Annotated in this window: 17 protein-coding genes; 4 read left to right on the top strand and 13 right to left on the bottom strand. The window is 71.3% G+C overall.

Annotated elements, in window-relative coordinates:
* Positions 1-44: 44 nt before the first annotated feature.
* Positions 45-554: a hypothetical protein gene (locus ABTX18_RS10485; RefSeq protein WP_352122485.1), complete on the bottom strand. Its 510-nt coding sequence runs from the start codon at positions 552-554 to the stop codon at positions 45-47.
* Between the two features lie 648 nt (positions 555-1,202).
* Here ABTX18_RS10485 and ABTX18_RS10480 point away from each other — a divergent pair.
* On the top strand, positions 1,203-1,817 hold the full coding sequence (locus ABTX18_RS10480; protein ID WP_352122324.1) for a YceI family protein: 615 nt from the start codon (positions 1,203-1,205) through the stop codon (positions 1,815-1,817).
* A 117-nt stretch (positions 1,818-1,934) separates the two neighbouring features.
* Here ABTX18_RS10480 and ABTX18_RS10475 read toward each other — a convergent pair whose 3' ends face one another.
* The 5 genes from ABTX18_RS10475 to ABTX18_RS10455 all read right to left on the bottom strand — a co-directional run bounded on the left by ABTX18_RS10475 (position 1,935) and on the right by ABTX18_RS10455 (position 5,898).
* Entirely contained in the window at positions 1,935-2,492 is a 558-nt protein-coding gene (locus ABTX18_RS10475; RefSeq protein WP_352122323.1) for a DinB family protein, read from the bottom strand.
* A gap of 150 nt (positions 2,493-2,642) precedes the next feature.
* The gene (locus ABTX18_RS10470) at positions 2,643-2,936 is read right to left on the bottom strand and encodes a DUF1330 domain-containing protein (RefSeq protein ID WP_352122322.1); all 294 of its coding nucleotides are present in this window, start codon (positions 2,934-2,936) and stop codon (positions 2,643-2,645) included.
* 172 nt (positions 2,937-3,108) lie between these two features.
* On the bottom strand, positions 3,109-3,741 hold the full coding sequence (locus tag ABTX18_RS10465; protein ID WP_352122321.1) for an SAM-dependent methyltransferase: 633 nt from the start codon (positions 3,739-3,741) through the stop codon (positions 3,109-3,111).
* Positions 3,738-4,781 (bottom strand): NAD(P)/FAD-dependent oxidoreductase, encoded by a 1,044-nt coding sequence (locus tag ABTX18_RS10460; RefSeq protein WP_352122320.1) that lies wholly within the window; start codon positions 4,779-4,781, stop codon positions 3,738-3,740. Before ABTX18_RS10460 ends, ABTX18_RS10465 begins: the two co-directional genes overlap by 4 nt.
* 103 nt (positions 4,782-4,884) lie before the next feature.
* Positions 4,885-5,898 (bottom strand): endonuclease/exonuclease/phosphatase family protein, encoded by a 1,014-nt coding sequence (locus ABTX18_RS10455; RefSeq protein ID WP_503061124.1) that lies wholly within the window; start codon positions 5,896-5,898, stop codon positions 4,885-4,887.
* A 186-nt stretch (positions 5,899-6,084) separates the two neighbouring features.
* Here ABTX18_RS10455 and ABTX18_RS10450 point away from each other — a divergent pair, with 186 nt between their 5' ends.
* On the top strand, positions 6,085-6,774 hold the full coding sequence (locus tag ABTX18_RS10450) for a response regulator transcription factor (RefSeq protein WP_352122318.1): 690 nt from the start codon (positions 6,085-6,087) through the stop codon (positions 6,772-6,774).
* Positions 6,767-7,834: a sensor histidine kinase gene (locus ABTX18_RS10445; protein ID WP_352122317.1), complete on the top strand. Its 1,068-nt coding sequence runs from the start codon at positions 6,767-6,769 to the stop codon at positions 7,832-7,834. Before ABTX18_RS10450 ends, ABTX18_RS10445 begins: the two co-directional genes overlap by 8 nt.
* 13 nt (positions 7,835-7,847) lie before the next feature.
* Here the strand turns inward: ABTX18_RS10445 and ABTX18_RS10440 are convergent, their stop codons facing one another.
* Both ABTX18_RS10440 and ABTX18_RS10435 read right to left on the bottom strand, forming a co-directional pair.
* Positions 7,848-8,663, bottom strand: coding sequence for a phosphotransferase (locus tag ABTX18_RS10440; protein ID WP_352122316.1), 816 nt, complete (start codon positions 8,661-8,663; stop codon positions 7,848-7,850).
* A 10-nt stretch (positions 8,664-8,673) separates the two neighbouring features.
* Positions 8,674-9,324: a class I SAM-dependent methyltransferase gene (locus ABTX18_RS10435; RefSeq protein ID WP_352122315.1), complete on the bottom strand. Its 651-nt coding sequence runs from the start codon at positions 9,322-9,324 to the stop codon at positions 8,674-8,676.
* A 137-nt stretch (positions 9,325-9,461) separates the two neighbouring features.
* Here ABTX18_RS10435 and ABTX18_RS10430 point away from each other — a divergent pair, with 137 nt between their 5' ends.
* Entirely contained in the window at positions 9,462-11,081 is a 1,620-nt protein-coding gene (locus ABTX18_RS10430; RefSeq protein ID WP_352122314.1) for an adenosine deaminase family protein, read from the top strand.
* A gap of 70 nt (positions 11,082-11,151) precedes the next feature.
* Here the strand turns inward: ABTX18_RS10430 and ABTX18_RS10425 are convergent, their stop codons facing one another.
* From ABTX18_RS10425 to ABTX18_RS10405, 5 genes are all read right to left on the bottom strand, one after another.
* The gene (locus ABTX18_RS10425) at positions 11,152-12,564 is read right to left on the bottom strand and encodes a hypothetical protein (RefSeq protein WP_352122313.1); all 1,413 of its coding nucleotides are present in this window, start codon (positions 12,562-12,564) and stop codon (positions 11,152-11,154) included.
* Positions 12,565-12,638: 74 nt separating this feature from the next.
* Positions 12,639-15,719, bottom strand: a complete 3,081-nt coding sequence (locus ABTX18_RS10420; protein WP_352122312.1) for a glycoside hydrolase family 3 protein — start codon at positions 15,717-15,719, stop codon at positions 12,639-12,641.
* A gap of 47 nt (positions 15,720-15,766) precedes the next feature.
* Entirely contained in the window at positions 15,767-17,185 is a 1,419-nt protein-coding gene (locus ABTX18_RS10415; protein ID WP_352122311.1) for a GH1 family beta-glucosidase, read from the bottom strand.
* A 30-nt stretch (positions 17,186-17,215) separates the two neighbouring features.
* Positions 17,216-18,226, bottom strand: a complete 1,011-nt coding sequence (locus tag ABTX18_RS10410; RefSeq protein WP_352122310.1) for an ABC transporter ATP-binding protein — start codon at positions 18,224-18,226, stop codon at positions 17,216-17,218.
* Positions 18,223-19,239, bottom strand: a complete 1,017-nt coding sequence (locus ABTX18_RS10405; protein WP_352122309.1) for an ABC transporter permease — start codon at positions 19,237-19,239, stop codon at positions 18,223-18,225. Before ABTX18_RS10405 ends, ABTX18_RS10410 begins: the two co-directional genes overlap by 4 nt.
* Position 19,240 lies beyond the last annotated feature (1 nt).

Here is a 19,240-nt window from a genome sequence, read left to right as displayed (position 1 = left end):
GTGTGCCCCTGCCCCGCCGGGCAGGGGCACACGCGCTCACCGGCTCAGCAGCCGCCGCAGTTGTAGTACGTCACGTCCCAGTGGTTGCCCTCGTCCGCGTAGATGTTGCCGGAGCCGGACTTGTACTGGGGCGCGCCGTCGCCGCGCAGGCCGATGTAGCTGAACGCGCTGTGGACGTAGTTGGTGAGACAGGTGGTCTTGGCGAAGTCGAGCTTGTACCCGTTCCAGTGCGAGTACGTGCCGCTGGCGTGCCCGGTCTCGGTGCCGCCGGTGATGTTGAGCGCGCAGCCCGTGGCGCTCTTGAGGGTCTGCGCCCCCTGGGCGGTCGCCAGGTTGAGCTGCTCGAACGAGGTGCAGGTGGAGATGTTGCGGTTGGAGCAGCCGCCGGACGACGACCAGGTGATGCCGGACGAGCTGAATCGGGCGGTCGCCTGGCTGTGGGTGAGCTTGGTGACGGCGTAGGCGTCCGTCGTACCGGTGACGACACCGATTCCGGGGGCGAAGAGGACGCCGAGGACGAGGGCGAGGGCGGTGAGGGCGGGGCGCAGCGTCATACGGACATTCACGAGGGACTCCTCCTGTGCATGACAAGGTGGGCAAGGAGATAGTGCCCGAGTTCTACGCGCGTCCGCCAGTGGGCGTCGGGCGCCGGTCGTTGCCCCGGTCCGGGGCGCGGGTCTTTGTCCTCAATCGCCGGACGGGCTTGATGTGGTGCGGGTGCCCCGTGTTGCGCGGGTGCGCCACGCCGGTGGGTGGGGGTGGGGTCCCTCCGGGGCGTCTCCTCAGAAATGGCGTGTTCACCCGGGTCCGAGAGGGACCCGGGTCGTACGCCATTTCCTGCGGGGACTCCCCTGCACGCCCCCACCCGGCCGTCTTGCGTGTGTACGCCGGCGGAGACGACTGTCGCAGACGCGAGACGGCCGGGTCCGGGGGCGTGCAGGGGAGTCCCCGCGGGACGACGAACATCGACCCGGGTCCCTCGTGTACCCGCGGAGCGTTCGTCGTCCGAGGAGACGCCCCGGAGGACCCCCGGACCCCACCCGCCGGACATGGGCGCCTCCGCAACGCGGAGCGCCCGCACCTCGGCCCGTAACAGTCGGGAGCTAGATGTTGAACTTTGAACAAGATGGGTCTACAGTCAATCTCGTTGAAGGTTAAACAAACACTCGAGCCCCGCTCGATCACGTCCCCGAGGAGGAGCCATGGCTCTGTTCAACCGCAAGAACAACGACGCCCCCGCCACCACCGTCGCCGTCGACCCGGCCCTGGCCGCCCTCACCGGCGACTACGCGATCGACCCGGCCCACAGCAGCATCGGGTTCACCGTCCGTCACGCGATGGTCACCAATGTGCGCGGCTCCTTCGGTGAGCACGAGGGCAGCCTGAAGCTGGACGGCGCCGACCCGGCGAACTCCGCCGCGTCGATCGACGTCAAGATCGCCAGCGTGGACACCGGCATCGCCGACCGCGACGGTCACCTGGTCAGCGGCGACTTCTTCGACGCCGAGAAGTTCCCCCTCATGACGTTCCGCTCGACGGCCGCGGAGCAGCTCGGCGGCGACAAGTACCGCGTCACCGGCGACCTCACCATCAAGGACGTCACCCGCCCGCTCGCCATCGACCTGGAGTTCAACGGCTCCGCGACCGATGTGTACGGCAACGAGCGAGTCGGCTTCGAGGGCACCGCGGACATCCTGCGCTCCGACTGGGGCCTGACGTGGAACGCGGCGCTGGAGACCGGCGGTGTCATGGTCAGCGACAAGGTCAAGCTGAACTTCGACATCTCCGCGATCAAGGCCGCCGCACCGCAGGCCTGATCCCCGGGGCACCGCAGAACCGAGCGCCCGCCTTCCGCCCCTTCCGGGGAGGACGGCGGGCGCTCGGCGTTTACGTCGCGATGCCGTGGTTCTGCAGAGCAGCCCCCCGGGCCGACGTCAGCCCATGGTCTTCGCGCCGTCGATCGATTCCCGGATGATGTCGGCGTGGCCCGCGTGCTGGGCGGTCTCCGTCATGATGTGCATCAGCACCCGGCGCGCCGACCAGTGCACGTCGCCCTCGAACCACGGGGCCTTCGGCAGCGGCTGGGTGGCGTCCAGGTCGGGCAGGGTGGCGACCAGCTCGTCGGTCCGGCGGGCCACCTCCGCGTGGTCGGCCAGCACGCCGGCCAGCGTCTCGCCGGGCAGCATCTTGAATTCGTCGGCCCGCCGCGCAAAGTCGGCCTCGGTCATCGCCGTGAAGTCCGGCATGGACGACGGGCCATGGACGATGAAGCCCGCCCAGCTCCGTTCGACGCTGGTGACGTGCTTGATGAGACCGCCCAGACACAGCGCGCTCGCCGTCGTGCGCAGCCCGGCCTGCTCATCGGTGAGATCACGGGTGGTGAAGCGGAGGAAGTGCCGGTGCTTGGCCAGCGTCTCCAGCAGATCGGCGCGCTCGCCGGTGAGGGCCGGGGACTCGGGGACGTCGTGGATGGTCGCCTCGTTGACGGTCATGATCTCTGCCTTCGGTGGTCGTTCCTGGTGCGCTGGACAAGGAACAAACTAGAAGGCATATAGGTCAGTTCCCGACCTGAACGGGACTGGTACGCAAGGGGGTTCGGCGGCAGGCCCGTGCGCGCGGGCGAGGGGTGTTGACCCGCAGGGTCACTCAAGGCCTTCGACGATGCGGAAGTCGCGCTCGACGCCGTCGGAGAGAGCGGCCAGCGCCTCCTGGTAGGCCTCACTCTCGCGGGCCGCGACGGCCTGTTCGAAGCTGTCGAACTCGACCAGGACAGTGCGCTCGGCGATTCCGGCGTCGTATGCGGCGACCCGGCCGCCACGGACGAGGGTCCGCCCGCCCCCGGCCCGGACGGCCGGACCGGCCAGTTCGTTGTAGGCAGCCAGCTTGTCGGGGTCTGAAATGGTGCGGTACACACTGACCCAGTAACCCTTGGCCACGGAACCTCCGGGGTTCGTGAGAGCACATCCGACGTCGATTCGCCATTCAGGGCGATCGTACCCAGTGACAGGTCACCAGGGTGATGCAGAGCACGCGCCGGTCAGGCCCGGCGAACACAAGTGAGTGCCCCCGCTTCCCAGCGAAGGCACTCACCTCACCGCACCCGCTCCCTCAACGCCGCCGCACCTTCAGGGTGTTGTCCGTACGGGTGGTGGGGTTCCCGTCAGGGTCGTTCTGGATGCGTTCGTGCTCCTCGCTGACCAGGACGTCCCACTCGCCCTCGGGAAGCTCGAGGGAGGCGAGCACCTCGTCCGGGGTGGGGAGCTCCATGTCCGCGTGATTGTGCTCCCATGCCGGGAAACCGGCGTGGCCGACGATCAGGAGGATGCCGCCGGGGGCGACCGCGGCGGCGGCGCGGCGCAGGATCTGCTCGCGCGGCAGGTCGCCCATGGAGTGCAGGAACTGCGCGGAGACCAGGTCGTACTCCCCCTCGGGGAAGGAGTCCCCGAGGTCGTGGAACTGCCAGTCGATGCGGTCGGCGACCCCCGCCTCCGCGCCGTGCTCCGCGGCCCGCTCCAGGGCGACGCGCGAGATGTCGGTGGCGGTGACCTGCCAGCCCTCGCGGGCCAGCCACACCGCGTCGGCCCCCTCACCGCACCCGAGGTCCAGGGCGCGCCCCGGCTTCAGGCCCTCCACCTCGCGGACGAGTGGGGCGTTGGGCTTTCCGCTCCAGATGCGCCGGCTCTCACGGTAGCGCTCGTCCCAGAGTTCGGCGTCGGACGCGGCGGTGCTGTCGTTGGTCATCGTGTCTCCTGCAGTCCGTGCGAGCGGTTTCCGAGGGTCTTCTCGCAGACCTCGCGCTCGGCCTCCGCCGAGAAGGGTGCGCGGCGGGCCTCGACCGCGCGGCGGGTGTCCTCGGCGACGAGGTCCGCGTTGATGGCGCCACCGGCCTTCAGCCCCGCCGCGGCGGAACCGATGACCTGCTCCATCAGACTGGCGACGTTACCGGCCACCCACACGCCCGGCACCTCCGTCGCCCCGGTCGGGTCGGCCGCGATGTACGTGCCGAGAGTGTGGCCGCCCATCTCCAGCGGGGTGGCGCGCAGACCGAGGCCGTCGAGCACCCCGGAGCGGGCCGTGAACCGCGGCTGGACCACGACGGCCTCGCGCGGAACGACCCGGCCGCCTGCCAGCCGCACCCCGGTCAGCCGGTCGCCGCTCACCTCGAGCCCGGCCACCTCCCCGTCGACGACGGCGATGCCCCGCGCCGCGAGCTGCTCGTACTCCTCGTCGCCCGGCTCGGGCCCGTCGTGGAGGAAGAGGGTGACGTCGGCGCTCCACTGCCGCCAGAGCAACGCCTGGTGCACGGCCATCGGTGTCAGCGCCACGATGCCGATCGCCGTGTCCCGTACCTCCCACCCGTGGCAGTACGGGCAGTGCAGCACGTCGTGCCCCCAGCGCTCGGCCAGGCCGGGGATGGGCGGCAGTTCATCGACGAGCCCGGTCGTCACGAGGAGGCGACGCGCGGTGACGGCGACCCCGTCCGCCCGTACGACCCGGAACCCGGCCCCACCCGGCAGCCGCTCGGCCGCCGTGACCTCGCCCTCGACGATCTCGGCCCCGTACTGAGCCGCCTCCTTGCGCCCGCCGGCCAGCAGCTCCGAGGGCGGGGTGCCCTCGCGGCCCAGGTAGTTGTGCACATGGGACGCGGGTGCGTTGCGCGGGCTGCCCGCGTCGATCACCAGCACGGAACGCCGGGCCCGCGCCAGGGCCAGCGCCCCGCTCAGCCCCGCGGCCCCGCCGCCGGTGACCACCACGTCGTACGTCTGCGTCATGTCGCTCATGCGAAACACCTCCATCTACGGGAGATGGTGCGCCCCCGGCCCGGATTCGGCAAAGATCCTTGCCGAAGCAGCAAACTCGCACCACCCAGGGCCCGGGCGGAGGTCACCAGCCGAGGGCGGCCGCCACCGGCAGGTGGTCGCTGCCGGTCTCCGGCAGGAGCCATGCCCGCTTCGGTTCCACGCCCCGGACCAGGACGTGATCGATCCGCGCCACGGGGAACGTCGCCGGCCAGGTGAAGCCGAAGCCGGCCCCGGCCTCGTCCTGGGCCGAGTGCAGCCGCGAGGTGATGCCGTCGAACGCGCGGTCGTCCATGGTGCCGTTGAAGTCGCCGAGAAGGATCACCCGCTCGTTCTTCTCGGCGGCGACGGCTTCCGCGAGCGCCTTCGCGTTGCGATCCCGGTTGCCCGTCCCGAAGCCGGTGCGGGGCGTGACGCGGACGGACCCCAGGTGGGCCACGTACACCGCGAGCGGACCCTGGTCGGTGGCCACCGTGGCACGCAGCGCCCGGGTGTCGGGCAGCTTCTCGGCGGCCGACTTGGTGGCCCCCAACGGCCCGACGTCCTGCTGGATGTCGACCGGCCCGGTGTCCGAGAGCGGCAGCTTGCTCCACAGCCCGACCGTGCCCAGCACCGTGTGGTGCGGGTACGCCTGCGCCAGTTCCTTCTCGTACGTGCCCCTCACCCGCGTGGCGATCTCCTCCAGGGCCAGCACATCCGCGCCCGAGGCGACCAGGTCGCGGGCGGTGCCTGCCGGGTCGGTGTTTTCGGCGCCGACGTTGTGGCTGACCACCGTCAGGTCGCCGCCCGACCGGGACCGGTCGCCGAGCAGCCCGCCGAAGAGGTTCAGCCACACCACGGCCGGCAGCAGCAGCGCGACCACCGCGGAGGCGGAGCGGCGCCACAGCGCGGCGGCGAGCAGCACCAGGACGCCCAGGACGAACCACGGGAGGAAGGTCTCCACCAGACTGCCGATGCCGCCTCGGCCGGGGATCTGCTCGTGCGCCAGCATGAGCAGGCCCAGTACGAGCGCCAGCGCGGCGAGCACCGGGCCGCGCTTCCACGGTCCCGGCCCGGAAAGGGCGCGGACCGCCCGCCGTATGCGGGCGGTCCGGGTCATCTCCGCAGGGGCACCGGTGCCCGCCGGGCCGCCCTGCCCGGTCTCCGCCGTGTCCACCTGCGTCATCGTCCGCCTCGCTCACTGTCCATCGCTGCTTCTCCGTGCCAGTCAACGCAAGGCGCTGTAGTCGTCACGTATGCGGTTTTCGATACACCGGCGATATGTGGCGAATCGTATTCTGAGCGCATGCGTGTCTTGATCGTCGAGGACGAGCCCTATCTGGCCGAAGCCATCCGCGACGGCCTGCGGCTGGAGGCGATCGCCGCCGACATCGCCGGTGACGGCGACACCGCGCTGGAGCTGCTCGCGGTCAACGCGTATGACATCGCCGTGCTCGACCGGGACATCCCCGGACCCTCCGGCGACGAGATCGCCCGGCGCATCGTCGCATCGGGCAGCGGGATGCCGATCCTCATGCTCACCGCGGCGGACCGGCTCGACGACAAGGCGTCCGGGTTCGAGCTCGGCGCCGACGACTACCTCACGAAGCCCTTCGCCCTCAAGGAGCTCGCCCTCAGGCTCAGGGCCCTCGACCGCAGGCGCGCCCACAGCCGGCCTCCCGTTCGGGAGATCGCGGGCCTGCGGGTGGATCCGTTCCGCAGGGAGGTCTTCCGGGACGGCCGCTATGTCGCACTGACCCGGAAGCAGTTCGCCGTGCTCGAAGTCCTCGTCGCGGCCGAAGGGGGTGTCGTCAGCGCGGAAGAACTCCTGGAGCGGGCGTGGGACGAGAACGCCGATCCGTTCACCAACGCCGTGCGCATCACCGTCTCGGCACTGCGCAAGCGGCTCGGCGAACCGTGGATCATCGCCACCGTGCCCGGCGTCGGCTACCGCATCGATACGGCGTCCGCGGGCGGGGACGGGGACCGTGGATAGGCAGCCCGGGCTGAACGTCCGCCTCAAACTCACCCTCAGCTACGCCGGGTTCCTCATGGTGGCCGGCGCCCTGATGCTCATCGCCGGCTGGCTGTTCCTGACGCGCGTCAAGCACGTCGGGCTCATCTTCCTGCCCGGCTACAGCATGCCCGTCGCGCGCGACTTCGCTCCGATGGCGGCCCTGACGATGCTGTTCCTGCTGGTGTTCGGTCTCGCGGGAGGGTGGTTCCTCGCCGGCCGCATGCTCGCCCCGCTGACCCGCATCACGCACGCCGCCCGGATGGCCGCGAACGGATCGTTCTCCCACCGGATCGAGCTGCCGGGCCGCCAGGACGAGTTCCGTGAACTCGCGGACGTCTTCGACACGATGCTCGTACGGCTCGAAGCGCACGTCGCCGAACAGCAGCGGTTCGCGGCCAACGCCTCGCACGAGCTGCGCACCCCCCTGGCCATCTCGAAGTCGCTGCTCGATGTGGCCCGCAACGACCCCGATCAGGATCTGGGCGAACTCATCGAGCGCCTCCACACCGTCAACACCCGGGCCATCGACCTCACCGAGGCGCTGCTGCTGCTCAGCCGCGCCGAGCGGAGGTCCTTCACCCGGGAACGCGTCGACCTGTCGCTCATGGCGGAAGAGGCGACCGAAACGCTGCTGCCCCTCGCGGAGGGCCACGGCGTCACCCTCGAAACCAGCGGCGACATCGCGCCCACGGCCGGATCACCAACGCTGCTGCTCCAGCTGGCCACCAACCTCGTACAGAACGCGATCGTCCACAACCTGCCCGAAGGCGGCAACGTCCGGGTCCACACCGCCGTGCGGCCCGGCGCCGTGGTGCTCACCGTGGAGAACACCGGTGTCCAGCTCACTCCCGAGGCGGTCGCGACCCTCACCGAACCCTTCCAGCGGGGCACCGAGCGCGTCCATACCGGCCACGCGGGGGTCGGCCTCGGCCTGGCCATCGTCGCCTCCATCACCCGGGCCCACGACGGAACACTCACCCTCACCCCGCGCGACACCGGCGGGCTGTGCGTGACGGTGGAGCTGCCCGCGGCGGTCTAGCCGCTTTTGCCTCTCAGCGCAGCAGGGCGCCCAGGAACATCTCACGGTGAGCCACCAGCCAGGCCTGCACGCGGTCCCAGCGCTCCCAGCCTCCGCGTTCAGCCAGCGACTTGGTGTAGACCGGGTCGCCGTCGGCCACTCGGGCGGCGACGAAGGCCCGGCAGGACGCGGTGGCCTGTTCGATGACGCCGGGCAGTTCAGCGCGCTCCTGGGGAGGGAGGCCGTAGCTGTCGGCGAGGATCCGCAGTCGGGCCGGGGCGTCCAGCCCTGCGGGACAGAGGGCTGCCGCGGACGCGGGATCGAGCATGGGCACCCAGTAGCGGGCGGTCATGGCGACGTCCCACACCGCGCGGCCGGGGGCCGCCAAGTCGAAATCGATCAGGGCCGCGGCCCGGCCGTCGCGGAAGACGACGTTGTCCGGGCACACATCGTTGTGGCACAGCACCGTTCCCCCTGCCGGATCGGCCAGGGCACGGGGCCACTCGACGGACGTGTCAACCGCCACGGCGGCGCCCGCATCGTGCAGGCGCCGCAGCAGGCTCCCCACCGATCTCAATGCGGGCTCGGTCATCACCCACGGCGGAAACGGCGGCAGAGCGACGTCCCCGGGAATGAAGGTCAGCTGCTCGCGGCCGTCCGAGGTGAGGGCGACCGGCATCGGAGCCGCGTGGAACCCGCGCTCCCCGAGCGCGCGGAGATGGGCGTGGAGGGCGCGCGCGGTGCGCGGCGCCGGGCGCTCCACCAGCGAGCCGCGACGGAAGACCGCGCCCGCGTTCTCCATGCCCCCGGCCAGGGCTTCGCCCTCACCCGTCTCGCCCTCAGCCGTCATGCCGATCACGCTACGCTCGGGGCCGTCGACGCGTCGCCGAAAGGTAGACGCGACGGGTGGGGATCTCGTCCTCGTACGCCTCGCGGACCGTGCAGTCGTCGACGCGGAACGCTGCGGACCCGGCCGCGGCGCGGAGCTCGTACTCCGTGAACTCCGCCCAGTACACGCGCAGATCGTTCCCCAGCGGATCGTCGATGACGTGGTCACCGGTCCCCTCCTTCACCACGATCAGCAGCTGCCCGCCGGGGCGGAGCGCCGCGGCCCATGAGGCCAGGGTGGCGGCCAGGTGCCTCTTGGGCTGGTCATGGAGCGAGTAGTACGAGACGAGCCCGTCCAGCCGCTTCCCCGCGAGGTCCCGCTGGTCCATGACGGCGAACCGGCAGCCGGGCTTCTCCTGCCCGGCGAGGGTGACGCAGCGCGGTGAGAGGTCGATTCCCAGGACGTCGAGGCCCTGGGCGGCCAGCATCTCCGTCACATGGCCGCAGGGCCCGCAGCCGGCGTCGTACACCCTGCCGCCCTCGGCAACGCGTCCGGCGAACGCGTGCAGAGCCTCCCGGTCGTACGGCTTGCCGTCCAACTCGTCGCGGAAGAGCCGGAGATAGTGGTCGGCGCGCGCGTCCCACGTACGGACGACGTCGGCGGCGCTGCCGGGCTCCGGCATGATCACCCTCCCATACCCTGGCCTCAGGCTACTGTGACCGCCCAGCGCGGCCCGTTCCACACTCGATCGAGTGGACGTTTCGTCCTGTGGACGTGGTTCGGGGCGGAAATGTCCTCCCCGGCAGCGATCATTCGGCCGTGATCTCAACCATTCGGACGGCACGCCGTCCCAAGTCCCCCTTTGCCGCCGGGCTCGGCGCCCTTGCCGTGCTGACGCTGCTCCCGGCGATCCCGGCCGCCGCTGCCGCGCCCTCGGCCGATGTGTCGCCGCGGGCTTCCGGGTTCGTCTCGCCCCGCGAGGTGACCGCGGCCGAGCGCAGGACCGCCGCGTATCTCGATTCCCTGCAGGGCAGGCCCGCGCGGCTGAAGGCGTTCTTCAAGGCCCTGCCCAAGGGCGGTGACCTGCATAATCACCTCTCGGGGGCGGCCACCACCGAGTACCTGATCAAGCTCGCGGGCGAGAAGGGCCTGTGCATCGACGCGACGATGACGGCCGTCGCGCCGCCCTGCGGTCCGGGGAAGCGGCCCGCCGCCGACGCGCGGACCGATGCCGCGTTCCGGCAGCAGATCATCCGGGCGTGGTCCATGCAGGACTTCCCGGCCGACGAGTCCGGACACGACCACTTCTTCGACACCTTCGGCAAGTTCGGCCTGGCGACGTGGGACCGGGGCAAGCTGCTGGCCAATGTGGCCAACACCGCGGTCGAGCAGAACCAGTTCTATCTGGAGACCATGGTCACCCCCGCCGGGGACAGCGCCAAGAAGCTCGCGGAGGCGGTCGGTTACGACGCCGACCTGGCGGCGTTCCACCGCAAGCTCCTGGCCGGCGGGCAGCTCGACCGGGTCGTGGACGACGCGGTACGGGAGGCCGACGACGCCGACGCGCAGTTCCGGGCGACCGCGCACTGCGACACCGCGCACCCCGAGCCGGCCTGCCGGCTGCCCGTCCGCTGGATCTCCCAGGTCTCCCGGGGCAGCTCCCCGGCGCGGGTGTTCACGCAGATGGCGGTCGGCATGCGGCTGGCGGAGCGCGATCCGAGGTTCGTCGCGGTCAACCTGGTCCAGCCCGAGGACTGGGACAGCTCGCTCAGCAACTACAGCCTCCAGATGCGGATGCTGAAGTACCTGCGCGGCCAGTACCCGGGCGCCCATCTCACCCTGCACGCCGGTGAACTGGCCCCGGGGCTGGTCAAGCCGGAGGACCTGACGTTCCACATCCGCGAGGCCGTGCTCGTCGCCGGAGCCGAACGCATCGGACACGGCGTCGACCTGGTCCACGAGGACGACTGGCGGCAGCTCGCCCGGACGATGGCGCGCCGCCAGGTCGCGGTCGAGGTGCCCTTCTCCAGCAACAAGCAGATCCTCGGCATCGCGGGCGCCGACCACCCGTTCGAGGCCTACCGCCGCTACGGCGTCCCCGTGGTCCTGTCCACGGACGACCCGGGCGTCTCGCGGATCGACATCAGCCACGAGTACCAGTACGCCGCCCGGACGTACGACCTGGGCTACACCGCGCTGAAGGACCTGGCCCGCGCCTCGCTGGAGTACGCGTTCCGCGACGGGCGCAGCCTGTGGGCCGCCGGTTCCGCGCCCTCCGGCTACCGCCCGGTCCCGGCCTGCGCCGGCAGCCGGCCCGGCGGTGACCGGCCGGGCCCGCGCTGTGGCCGTTACCTCGCCGACAATCCGAAGGCCGCGACCCAGTGGCGTCAGGAGGCGGCCTTCGCCGCCTTCGAGCGCGACCACGCGAACCGTCGCTGACAGGACCGCGACCGAGCCGCTCAGGGGTACGGGGCCATGGGCTCCGTACCCCTGACGCGTCCCCGGCGCTTCAGAAGCTGCCACCCCCGAAGTCGCCGCCGCCGAACCCTCCGCCGTCACCGAACCCGCCGCCTCCCCCGTCGCCGAACCCGCCCCCGCCGAAGCCGGAAGAGTCGAAGTCGGAGCCCGAGACGTCGCCGCCGGAGAAGTCACCGCCGCCGTACTCCCCCGCGTACGCCGGGGTGGAGAGCATCGAGCCGAGCATGGTGCCGACCAGCAGGCCGGGGAGCAGGCCGCCGCCGAAGTAGCCGCCCGCCCAGGGGCCGTAGGCCGGGCCGGCCTCCCAGTACGGGCGCCGGGTGCCGTCGCCCACGTCGACGGTGCGGCTCATCGGGTCGTCGCCGTTGCGGAGCCGTACCTCGTCGGCGCCGCAGACGGGGACCTCACGGGCCGTGCCGCCCGACGGCGACCAGCGGACGTCGGCGACCGAGGGTCCGTGGCGCGGGTCGAAGAAGCAGGGCGGGCGGCGGACGGGGAGTTCGCCGCCGGTGCGGCGGGCTTCGAGGACGGCGAGCGAGTAGCGCCCGTCCTCCAGGGCCTGCGTCACCCCGCGCACGTCCGAGGGATGCCGGGCGTGTTCCATGCGGGACTTCGCGCTCTCGTACGAGTCGAGGGCGCGTGCGTAGTCGGCGCGCATCGCGTCGTCGGCGCCGCGCTCCGCGGGGTGGAAGTCGAGCCGGTCCAGGGTCTCCCCGTACGCGGTGATGTCCTCGTCCACGACGACCCGGAGCCGGTCCAGGGCCGCCTGTTCCTCGGCCTCCTTGCGCTTCCGGTTGCGGCGCACGACCGTGTACGCCGCCGCGCCGCCGAGGACCACGACGCCGCCGATCACGATCAGGCCGGCGGCGGCCGAACCGGAGCCGGAGGAGGTGCCCCCGCCGCCCCAGGAGCCGGGGGCATGGCCGCGGGCCTGGTCGACGGCCCGGTCGACGAAGGCGTTCAGCTGGGTCGCGGCGGACGTGTCCGCGCCGGGGGCCTTCACCGCCGCGACGAGGTTCTGGACGGACTGCCCGGACATGACCTGCGGGTCGGCGCCCGCGTTGAAGCCGTTGCCGAGGCGGATCGCGTAGACGCCGGTGATCCCGGTGTCGGTGCGCAGGGTGCGCAGCACGCTGTCCTCGGGGAAGGCGGGGCTCTGCGGCAGGACGGCCACGAAGACCGGCTTGTCCGCGTCCTTGATCTTCTTCGTCAGGGCGTCGGCCTGGCTCCGGGAGAGCTGGCCGGCCGCCGCCGGGTCGACGTACACCGGGCCCTTGCGCAGGGCCCGGGCCACCTCCTCGACGGTGGAGGCGCTGGTCGCGGCGGGTGCGGCCGGGGCGGCGGAGCCGGCCGGGGCCAGGAGCACGGCGGCGGCCGACAGCAGAAGGAGGAGTCCCGCCAGGAACGCCGGGACCAGGAATGTGGGGAACGCTCTGTTCCGCATACTTCGACGCTAACCCGAACGGGTGAGAAGCGCGTGGTGGGCGGGGGCTGCCGAGGCCCCCGCCCACCCGCGGATCAGGCGGCCCGGTACGCCGCCCTCAGCTTCGCCACCGCACCGGTCAGGTCACCGGTGAGCAGCAGGTGGTCCGCGTCGGCGAACGGCTTGGACACCGCTTCCGTCAGCTTCCCGCCGGTCTTCTGCTGGACCAGCAGCCGGGCCTGGCCGACGATGGTCCGGCCCACGTCGGTCCGGCCGAGGCCGGTCCTCTCCGCCACCTGGGCGGCCAGGGCGAGGGCGCCGAGCGTGAGCTCGCCGCCGGCCGGGGCCTTCTTCAGCGTGGTCAGGCCCCACCCGTACGGGAACTGCGGGTCGTACGCCGCGTCGCCCACGTTGATGGGCAGCTGCGCCTCGGACTTCGGCCAGGTCACCGGAAGCTGCCCGGTGAAGGCCCGCTTGCCGAAGAGCACGTCGGCCACGCCGTCGCCCTCGGTGCCCGGCAGCCAGGAGGCCACCAGCGCGTCGATGCCGTCGAGCCGGTCGCCGATGAGCTGGGGGCGGCCCGAGACGATCAGGACGGCGCACTTCATCGCGGCGCAGACCTTGTCGACCGCCGCCTTGTCCGCGGCGGACAGCTCCAGGTCGTGGCCGTTGCCGACGTCGCCGATGCCCTCCGCGTACGGGGTCTCGCCGACGACCACGACACCGACGTCGTAACCGTCCGTGGCGGCCGATGCGTCCTTGGAGTACGTGACCGAGGCGGCGTCCTTCTTCATGGCGGACAGGATCGTGGTGCCCGGGGTGATGTTGCCGGACGAGCCCTGCCAGCTGACGGTCCAGCCGCCGGCCTGGTTGCCGATGTCGTCGGCGTTGGACCCGGCGACGTACACCTTCTGCGTGGACTTCAGCGGCAGCACACCGCCGTCGTTCTTCAGCAGCACCTGGGACTTGGCGGCGGCCTCGCGGGCCACGGCACGGTGCTCGGCCGAGCCGACCTTGTCGAGGTTGGAGGTGTCGGCGTACGGCTTCTCGAACAGGCCCAGCTTGAACTTCTGCGTCAGGATGCGGGAGACCGCGTCATCGATCCGGGCCTGGGTGATGCGGCCCGCGGTGACCTCGTCCTGGAGCGTCTTCGTGAAGTCCTTGTACGCCGTCGGGACCATGATCATGTCGAGTCCGGCGTTGATGGAGGTACGGACGTCGCTGGCGTAGTCGCCGGGGATCTGGTCGATGGCCTGCCAGTCGCTGATGACGAAGCCGTCGAAGCCCATGCGGTCCTTGAGCACTCCGTTGATCATCTCGGCGTTGGCGTGCATCTTCACCGGGCCCTCGTCGTCGCCGAGGATGTCGAGCGAGGAGTACGACGGCATGACCGTGCCGACACCGCGCTTGACCGCGTCCGCGAACGGGGCGAGGTGGACGGCTTCGAGCTCCTGGCGGGTGACCTTGGTGACGCCCTGGTCGATGGGGTACGAACCGGTGGTCGAGGAGCCGTACTCCGTACCGCCGTCGCCGACGTAGTGCTTGGCGGTGGCCAGCACCTTGTCGTTGCGGGCCAGGTCCTTGCCGGAGGCGGCGCCCTGCATGCCCTGGATCACCGTCTCCAGGGACTCCACGAGGGCCGGGTCCTCGCCGTACGCCTCGTAGGCGCGGCCCCAGCGGTCGTCGCGCGAGACGCAGAGGCAGGGGGCGAAGTCCCACGGGATTCCGGTGGCGCGCACCTCGTTGGCGGTGACGGCGCCGGTCCTCTCGACGGTCCTCGGGTCGCGGGTCGCGCCGAGGCCGACGTTGTGCGGCATGATCGTCGAGCCGATCACGTTGTTGTGGCCGTGCACCGCGTCCACGCCGTAGATCAGCGGAATCTGGAAGCGGGTCGCCTGGGCGCGCAGCTGGTAGGCGTCGACCATCTTCGCCCAGGCCGCAGCGGTGTTGGGGGTCGGCACGGAGCCGCCTCCGGACAGCAGCGAGCCGAGGTCGTACGTGGCGATGTCGCCCTGCGAGGAGAGCGCGTTGCGCTCGGCCTGCGTCATCTGGCCGGCCTTCTCGGCGGGCGACATCCGGGCGAGCAGGTCGGCGACCCGCTTCTTCACCGGCAGCTTCGGGTTCTGGTAGGGCAGTCCGTGGGCGTCGATGACGACCTGCGGGTTCTCCTTCGGCGGCCGGGCGCCGGTGACGGTGAGCTGGAGCGGGATCGTCTTCGCGGAGGCCGCGCCGGTGATCTTCTTCGTGGTGACCGAGACGTGGTGCGTGGTGCCGGACGCGGTGCCCGCGGGGAAGGTGTACGTGCCCCTGACGGGGGTGTAGTCGGTGCCGGGGACGGCGCTGCCGCCCTGCGTCTCGTACGCGACGGTGACGGGCTCGTCCAGCGGGAGCGAGCCGGTGGTGGCGACGGAGAGGTCGAGGCCGGCGGTCTCGCCCTGCGTGACGGGGTGCACGGCCGCGTCGGTGACGACGCTCGCCTTCAGGGCGGCGTCGGCCTTCCCGTACAGCTCGACGCCGTCGATGGCGAACTTGCCGGGGGCGCCGGGCGGCAGGGTGAGGGCGTAGCCCCACATCTCGTTCAGGCCGAGCACCTGGTCGATGCCGCCGACGGGCTGGTAGTCGCCGCGGTAGGCGAAGTCGGCGAACGGGATCTCGACCTGGTGCCAGCCCTCCCAGTCGTCGGTGAACGAGGTGGTCCAGAGCTCGGAGGCCTCGCCGTGGGCGCCGCCGTCCTTGATCTCGAAGCTGATCCTCTTGCCCGAACCGGGCGGCAGGGGCGCGGTGTTCTGTCCGTACCACCAAAAGCGGATGCCCTTGTGCGCGGACCAGTCGTGGGCGGGCTGGTCGGCGGCGTAGTCGTGGCTGAGTCCGCCGTAGCCGCTGATGTCGTAGGTGCCTTCGAGGACCTTCGCGCCCTCGGGGGCATCAGGGCGTTCCTTCAGCGCCAAGGTGGGCGGGTCGTCGGCGTCGCCGCCCCAGGTGAAGATGCCCTCGGCGGGCTGGTTCGCGAAGGGGACCTCTCCCTCGAACCGGTCGACGGCGACGGGCGCCGGTTCGTCGGCCGCGAGGGGCGCCGCCGCGCTGGGGACGGCCCCGGCGAGCAGTCCGGCGATGACGGTGGCGGCGGCCAGTGCGGCGGTCGCGGGTCTGGCCCGGTGACGGGTGCGGGGTGGCATGTGCGGCTCCTTCGTACGGTGGGCTGCGGTACGGGGTGCGGTCTCTGCTACGCGTTGCGGGTGAGGCGGATGGTGTCGCGGTACCACTTGGCGCTGTCCTTGAGCGTCCGCACTTGCGTGTCGTAGTCGACGCGGACGATGCCGAACCGCTTGTCGTAGCCGTAGGACCACTCGAAGTTGTCCATCAGCGACCAGGCGAAGTACCCCCGGACGTCGGCGCCTTGGGCGCGGGCGGCGGCGACGGCGGCGATGTGGTCGGCGAGATAGGTGGTGCGGTCGGCGTCGTGGATCTCGCCGTCCGCGGAGACGGTGTCGTCGAAGGCCGCGCCGTTCTCGGTGATGACCGTCGCCAGGCCGTAGTCCTTGTCCAGCCGGACGAGCAGGTCGGTGAGGGCGGTGGGGGTGATCTCCCAGTCCATGGCGGTGCGCGGCAGATCGCGCTCGACGACGCGGGTGACCGGCAGTCCGTCGGCGTCCGTCGTCGCGCCCTCCTCCGTCACGCCGGAGAAGAGCGAGCCGCGGTAGAAGTTGACGCCGAGGACGTCCAGCGGGGTGGCGATGGCCGCCAGATCGCCGTCCTGGACGGGCAGTTCGATGCCCTGGGCGGCGAGGTCGGCGACGATGTCCTCGGGATAGGCGCCCTTGACGACGGGGTCCAGGTAGAGGCGGGCGCCGAGTCCGTCGGCGCGGCGGCAGGCCTCGGCGTCCTCGTGGCTGTCGGTCTCGGGGGTGGCGGTGCCCAGGTTGAGGGTGAGACCGAGTTCGAGGTCGTTGCCGCGCGCGGCGGCCTGCTCCCTCATGTACCGGGAGGCGAGGCCGTGGCCCAGGAGCAGGTGGTGGACGGCGTGGATGGCGTCGCCGAAGTTCTTCCGGCCGGGGGCCTGGTTGCCGTACGCGTAACCGAGCATCGCCGAGCACCACGGCTCGTTCAGCGTGGTCCAGTGCTTCACCCGGTCGCCCAGGGCGTCGTAGGCGAGGGCTGCGTACTCGGCGAAGCGGTAGGCGGTGTCGCGGGCCGGCCAGCCGCCGGCGTCCTCCAGCTCCTGCGGGAGGTCCCAGTGGTAGAGCGTGATCCACGGGGTGATGCCCTTGGTGTCCATCTCGTCCAGCAGCCGCTTGTAGAAGTCGAGGCCCTTGGCGTTGGCGGGGCCCCGGCCGCCGGGCTGGACGCGGGGCCAGGCCAGCGAGAAGCGGTACGTGTCGACGCCGAGACCGGCGATCAGCGCGACGTCCTCGGGCATCCGGTGGTAGTGGTCGCAGGCCACGTCACCGTTCTCACCGCGGACGACCATGCCCGGCACCCTGCAGTACGTGTCCCAAATGGACGGCGTTCTGCCGTCCTCGGCCGCCGCTCCCTCGATCTGGTACGCGGCGGTGGCGACGCCCCAGCGGAAGTCGGCGGGCAGACCGGGGACGGCCTGGGCTGTCAGCTCGCGGGCGTAGGCCCGGGGGGTGCTGAGGTTCATGGGTCTCCTGGGGTGTGCGTGACGTCGGCGCTACGAACGAACAGCGGGGGCCGGGGCTTCCTTGTGGAGCCAGCAGGCCACCGAGCGGGAGCCGTCCCCGTCCGGAGCCGCGAGCACCGGGACGTGGGTGTCGCAGCCCTCGACCTTCTTGGCGCAACGGGGGTGGAAGGCGCAGCCTGCCGGCATCGCGGACAGGTGCGGGGGCGATCCCGGGATGCCGCTGAGTTCGCGGCGGGGCCCGTGCAGGGCGGGGAAGGAGTGCAGAAGCCCGTCGCTGTACGGGTGGCGGGGGTCGCGGTAGAGGTCGGACGCGCCGGCCTCCTCGACGATCCGGCCGCCGTACATGATCGCGATCCGGTCGGAGAACTCGATGAGGAGGGAGATGTCGTGCGTGATGAAGACGACGGAGAAGCCGAGTTCCTCACGCAGCTTGACCAGTTGGCGCAGGATCTGGCGCTGCATGACGACGTCGAGCGCGGTGGTGGGCTCGTCCATGATGACGATCTCGGGCTCCAGGGCGAGGGCCATCGCGATCATCACGCGTTGGCGCATGCCGCCGGAGAGCTGGTGCGGGTAGGCGCCGAGCCGGTCGGCGGAGATGCCGACCAGGTTCAGCAGTTCCCTGGCCCGCGCGGTCCGCTCGCTCTTCCTCATCTCCGGGCGGTGAGCCTGGAGTACGTCGGTGAGCTGGCTGTGGACCGTGTGCACCGGGTTGAGCGAGTTCATCGCGCCCTGGAAGACGATCGACAGCTCCTGCCACCGGAAGGCGCGCAGTTCGGGCGCCGACAGGGTGAGCAGGTCGAGCGCCTGGCCGTCGCGCTGGTGGTAGTGGACCTCGCCGCCGGTGATCACGCCTGGCGGGGAGAGGAGCCGGGTGACGGCGTAGGCCAGGGTGGACTTGCCGGAGCCCGACTCGCCTGCGAGGCCGAGGACTTCGCCGCGGTGCAGGGTGAGGTCGATGTCGCGCAGCGCGTGTACGGCGTCCGCGCCGGTCCCGTAGTCGACGTTGAGACCGCTGATGGTGAGGACGGGCTCGCTCATGAGCGGGTTTCCTTCTCGGAAGTGCCGGTACGGGCCACGGGGGTGAAGCCGGTGTCGGTTCTGTCCGTGCGGGCCACGGGGGTGAAGCCGACGCGCATGCGGACCTTCCGGGAGGCGCCGGTCTCGGTGCGCAGGCGCGGGTTGACGAATTCGTCGATGCCGAAGTTGATGAGGGCGAGCGACATGCCGAGCAGCGCGATGCAGAGCCCGACGGGGACGAACCACCACCAGGCGCCCTGGGCGAGGGCCTGGTTGGACTGCGCCCAGAACAGGACGGTCCCCCAGTTCCAGTTGGAGATGTCGGCGACGCCGATGAAGGCGAGCGTGATCTCGGAGAGGATCGCGAAGATGACGGTGCCGACGAAGCCGGAGGCGATGACGGCGGTCAGGTTGGGGAGCACCTCGAAGAGGATGATGCGCCAGGTCGACTCCCCGGTGGCGCGGGCCGCCTCGACGTAGTCCCGGCGGCGCAGCGAGAGCGTCTGGGCGCGCAGCACCCGGGCGCCCCAGGCCCAGGAGGTCAGGGCGATGACGGCGGCGATCAGCAGGTCGCCCGCGTCGGAGACGAAGCTGGCGATGATGATGATCAGCGGCAGTCCGGGGATGACCAGGAAGACGTTGGAGAGCAGCGAGAGCACCTCGTCGGCGGCGCCGCCGAGGAAGCCGGCGCTGACCCCGACGAGCACGGACAGCACCGTGGCGAGGATGCCCGCGACGAATCCGACGATCAGGACACCCCGGGCGCCCACGAGGATCTGCGAGAGCACGTCCTGGCCGATGTGCGTGGTGCCGAACCAGTGGGCCCCGGACGGCGGCTGAAGCAACTGGTCGCTCATCGCGTCGGGGTCGTACGGGGCGATCCACGGGCCGATGACGGCGATCAGCACGAAGAAGAGCAGGATGCCGAGTCCGACGACGGTCTTGCGTCCGCGCAGGAAGCGGAACCTGCGCCTGCTGGGCGCCGGGGTCTCGGCGGCGTCGAGTACGGCTACCTCGGTGGCGGTGACGGCCATG

Origin of the sequence: Streptomyces sp. NPDC096323, from assembly GCF_040302845.1 — a bacterium.
In the GTDB taxonomy this organism is placed as follows: Bacteria; Actinomycetota; Actinomycetes; order Streptomycetales; family Streptomycetaceae; genus Streptomyces.
Note: the sequence above shows the minus strand (reverse complement) of the source record. Positions and strands in the feature narration are given on the sequence as shown.

Bases quoted from the DNA above. Each gene is read 5' to 3' on its own strand.
- ABTX18_RS10485 (WP_352122485.1), bottom strand. From the start codon at position 554: ATGACGCTGCGCCCCGCCCTCACCGCCCTCGCCCTCGTCCTCGGCGTC.
- ABTX18_RS10480 (WP_352122324.1), top strand. From the start codon at position 1,203: ATGGCTCTGTTCAACCGCAAGAACAACGACGCCCCCGCCACCACCGTC.
- ABTX18_RS10475 (WP_352122323.1), bottom strand. From the start codon at position 2,492: ATGACCGTCAACGAGGCGACCATCCACGACGTCCCCGAGTCCCCGGCC.
- ABTX18_RS10465 (WP_352122321.1), bottom strand. From the start codon at position 3,741: ATGACCAACGACAGCACCGCCGCGTCCGACGCCGAACTCTGGGACGAG.
- ABTX18_RS10460 (WP_352122320.1), bottom strand. From the start codon at position 4,781: ATGAGCGACATGACGCAGACGTACGACGTGGTGGTCACCGGCGGCGGG.
- ABTX18_RS10455 (WP_503061124.1), bottom strand. From the start codon at position 5,898: ATGACCCGGACCGCCCGCATACGGCGGGCGGTCCGCGCCCTTTCCGGG.
- ABTX18_RS10450 (WP_352122318.1), top strand. From the start codon at position 6,085: ATGCGTGTCTTGATCGTCGAGGACGAGCCCTATCTGGCCGAAGCCATC.
- ABTX18_RS10440 (WP_352122316.1), bottom strand. From the start codon at position 8,663: ATGACGGCTGAGGGCGAGACGGGTGAGGGCGAAGCCCTGGCCGGGGGC.
- ABTX18_RS10435 (WP_352122315.1), bottom strand. From the start codon at position 9,324: ATGCCGGAGCCCGGCAGCGCCGCCGACGTCGTCCGTACGTGGGACGCG.
- ABTX18_RS10425 (WP_352122313.1), bottom strand. From the start codon at position 12,564: ATGCGGAACAGAGCGTTCCCCACATTCCTGGTCCCGGCGTTCCTGGCG.
- ABTX18_RS10420 (WP_352122312.1), bottom strand. From the start codon at position 15,719: ATGCCACCCCGCACCCGTCACCGGGCCAGACCCGCGACCGCCGCACTG.
- ABTX18_RS10415 (WP_352122311.1), bottom strand. From the start codon at position 17,185: ATGAACCTCAGCACCCCCCGGGCCTACGCCCGCGAGCTGACAGCCCAG.
- ABTX18_RS10410 (WP_352122310.1), bottom strand. From the start codon at position 18,226: ATGAGCGAGCCCGTCCTCACCATCAGCGGTCTCAACGTCGACTACGGG.
- ABTX18_RS10405 (WP_352122309.1), bottom strand. From the start codon at position 19,239: ATGGCCGTCACCGCCACCGAGGTAGCCGTACTCGACGCCGCCGAGACC.